General features: G+C 67.0%; 2 protein-coding genes. Both read right to left on the bottom strand.

Annotation, left to right across the window (positions count from 1 at the left end):
- Positions 1-345: 345 nt before the first annotated feature.
- Positions 346-1335, bottom strand: a complete 990-nt coding sequence (locus AC1DU6_RS28190) for an XrtA-associated tyrosine autokinase (RefSeq protein ID WP_056195792.1) — start codon at positions 1333-1335, stop codon at positions 346-348.
- A 1-nt stretch (position 1336) separates the two neighbouring features.
- A partial coding sequence (locus tag AC1DU6_RS28185) for a GNVR domain-containing protein (RefSeq protein WP_477861162.1) occupies positions 1337-2260 on the bottom strand: 924 nt, incomplete at its 5' end.

Here is a 2260-nt window from a genome sequence, read left to right as displayed (position 1 = left end):
TCGACAAGGAAGGTACGAGGAATGATCTCGGCCTGGGCGTTTGCCGTCAGCGCGTTCTGCAGCTGGGACTTGTAGGTCGTCTTCAGGTAAGTGACGCCGTTCAGCGAGTAGTCCAGGCTGCCGCGCAGCGCACCCGTATTGCGCACGATGCTGACGCCGGGGGATACCGTCGCAATCACCGCCGCGTCCTTTTCTTGATCGTCGAGGCGCAGGTTGTCGGTCCAGCTCRGTGACACGCCGATGCGAGGCTGRATGGCGCCACCGCCGGCACCAGCAGCAGCGTCTCCCTGCTGGGCGTGAGCCGCGATCGCACAAAGGGCGAGGGCCAGAGGCAGATGGCGCGGCTCAGGTCTGGGCCGAGTCATTGCTGCCATAGCCGTATCCGTAGCCGTAGCCATACCCGTAGCCATACCCGTAGCCGTAACCACCGGCAGCGTTGGGGCTGGCCTGGTTGAGCAGCATCATCTTGACCGGGCAGGTTTCGATGGCGGCGAGGGCCTGCTGGACGGCGCTCTGCGCCGTCTTCTCGGCATGGACGACGATGACGATCTGGCCCATGTGCGAAGCCAGTACGCGTGACTCCGTCGTCAGCAGCAGCGGCGGCGAATCGAAAATGATGATGCGGTCGGGATAGCGCTTGGCCATGTTGTCCAGCAGATGGCGCATGGCGTCGCTGGCCAGCAGTTCGGTCGCACGCGGGTGGGGTGTGCCGCTGGGCAGGATGGTCAGCTTCTCGACATTGGTGCGCAGCAGCACCTCGGACATCTCGACACGCTCTTCCAGCACGTCGAGCAGGCCGGGGCCTTGCGGCAGGCCCAGCATGCGCAACACCGACGGGCGGGCCACGTCGGCGTCGACCAGCATGACCGTGTTGTCCAGTTCGGCCGCGATGCTCAGCGCGAGGTTGATGGACGTGAAGCTCTTGCCTTCACCGGCCAACGCACTGGTCACCATCATCAGGTTGGCGTGGTTGATCGTCGCGGCGCCCTTGCCCATCGCGTTCTTGATCAAGGGGCGCTTGATGACCCGGTACTGGTCGCCCGTTTGCGAACGCGGCGTGTGGGGCATCAGGAAGCCCTGCGCGGCCAGCGCCACGACGTCCAGCTCCACGCGTTTGGACGACGGATGGAGCCCATCGTCCAGGACCGAGATGCCCACATGGGGCCGAGGCTCTGCCTGCGGCTGCGCAGGCAAAGCGGCGGCGGGCGCGGCCAAGGGCGCGACGACCGGCGGCTGCGCCGCCGCTGGCTGCGCCTGCTCGTCGCCGGGCAGCACAACGCCGGCCTGGCGCAGTTGCTCGAGCCGCTTGGCGGCTTGTTCAATCAGGCTCGTCATGTCAAACCACCTGCCGGCTCAGTTGCACAGCCAAGACCGTCAATGCGACGGCGAACATCGCCAGCAGCCCTCCGGCCCCCGCGGAGAAACGAATCAGGTCGACGCGCTGGCGGGCACGATCAGCATCCGTCACAAGCCGCGTCACGACACCCAGGATGGGCAATTCCACGCGGGTGCGCAGGTCGTTCGCGTCATGGAAGACGGGGCGCAGCTGGCTGGCGGCAAAGGTCGTGAACAGGCCGACGCCCAGGGCCGCCGCCATTGCACCGGCGAGCAGCAGCAGGCGGTTCGGCGCGACCGGCTTGGGATTGGCGCGCGGCGGGTCGATGACGCGGAAGTCCGCCACGCCGGACGCCACATCAAGCTCGCCGGAGATCGACGCCTGTTCGCGGCGCTGCACCAGATCCTCGTAGTTCTTCTTGTGAATCGCGTAGTCGCGGTTCAGCTGGGCAGCCTCGGCCTCAACCTGAGGTGCCGTCTTCAGCGCCACCAGGGCCTGAGAGTAGCGCCCCGAGTATTCGTCGACGCGGGCGCGCAGGGCCGCGACCTGGACTTCGGTCGTCACCAGGACGCGCACCAGTTCCTGCGTGGCCAGGCTGCCGCTGTTCTGGCCCACGGAAGCCGTCGGGACATTCATGGCGGCCTTGCGCAGCTCGGCGAGCTCGCGCTTTCTCTGCTCCTCGAGATCCTTGATGAGCTTGCGCGTGGCGATGATGTCGGGGTGCTGGTCGGTGTAGCGCTGCAGCAAGGCGTCGAGGCTGCGGCGATGCTCCGCCAGGCGGGCGTCGAGTTCAGGCGTGCTGACGTTGGCGTTGGATTCCTGAATCAGGCTCTGGGCCGTCGTCTGGGCGCCGCCGCGGGCCTTCTCGGCCTCCAGCTGGGCCTTGGCGGCATCGCGCGCATTGACAGCCTCGCGGAACTCCAG

It is taken from the genome of Roseateles sp. P5_B10 (assembly GCF_056400485.1).
This window is presented reverse-complemented; position numbering and strand designations above follow the sequence as displayed.